Source organism: Bradyrhizobium cenepequi (genome assembly GCF_020329485.1).
GTDB classification, from domain to species: domain Bacteria; phylum Pseudomonadota; class Alphaproteobacteria; order Rhizobiales; family Xanthobacteraceae; genus Bradyrhizobium; species Bradyrhizobium cenepequi.
Genome location: NZ_JAGKJI010000177.1, coordinates 1 through 709, shown reverse-complemented (window position 1 = coordinate 709; position 709 = coordinate 1). Strand labels below are relative to the sequence as shown.

The window sequence follows — 709 nt, the reverse complement described above, 5'->3', positions numbered from 1 at the left end:
CGAACGTCGCCGACGAGTTCTTCGCCTCGACGTAAGGCACGGTGTGCGCGCCGCATTTGTCGCCGATCAGGAGCGAGTCGCAGGCGGTATAGTTGCGCGCGCCGGTGGCTTTCCGGTGCGCGGTGACGAGGCCGCGATAGGTGTTCTGCGACTTGCCAGCGGCGATGCCCTTGGAGATGATCCGGCTCGAGGTGTTCTTGCCGAGATGAAGCATCTTGGTGCCGCTGTCGACCTGCTGGTAGCCGTTCGAGATCGCGATCGAGTAGAACTCACCGCGCGAATTGTCGCCGCGCAGAATACAGCTCGGATATTTCCAGGTGATCGCAGAGCCCGTCTCGACCTGGGTCCAGGAGATCTTCGAATTAGCGCCGCGGCAGTCGCCACGCTTGGTGACGAAGTTGTAGATGCCACCAAGCCCTTCCGAGTTGCCGGGATACCAGTTCTGCACCGTCGAATATTTGATCTCGGCGTCATCGAGCGCGATCAACTCGACTACGGCGGCGTGCAACTGATTCTCGTCGCGCTGCGGCGCGGTGCAGCCTTCGAGGTAGCTGACGTAAGAGCCCTTGTCGGCGATGATCAGCGTGCGCTCGAACTGGCCAGTGTTGCGCTCGTTGATGCGGAAATAGGTCGACAATTCCATCGGGCAGCGCACGCCCGGCGGCACGTAGACGAACGAGCCGTCGGAGAACACCGCCGAGTTCAATGT

General features: G+C 61.4%; 1 protein-coding gene. It reads right to left on the bottom strand.

All coding sequences use genetic code 11. From position 1 onward, the window contains the following. The coding region (locus tag J6497_RS40790) for a SufD family Fe-S cluster assembly protein (RefSeq protein ID WP_225709765.1) at window positions 1-709 on the bottom strand (709 nt) is incomplete at both ends.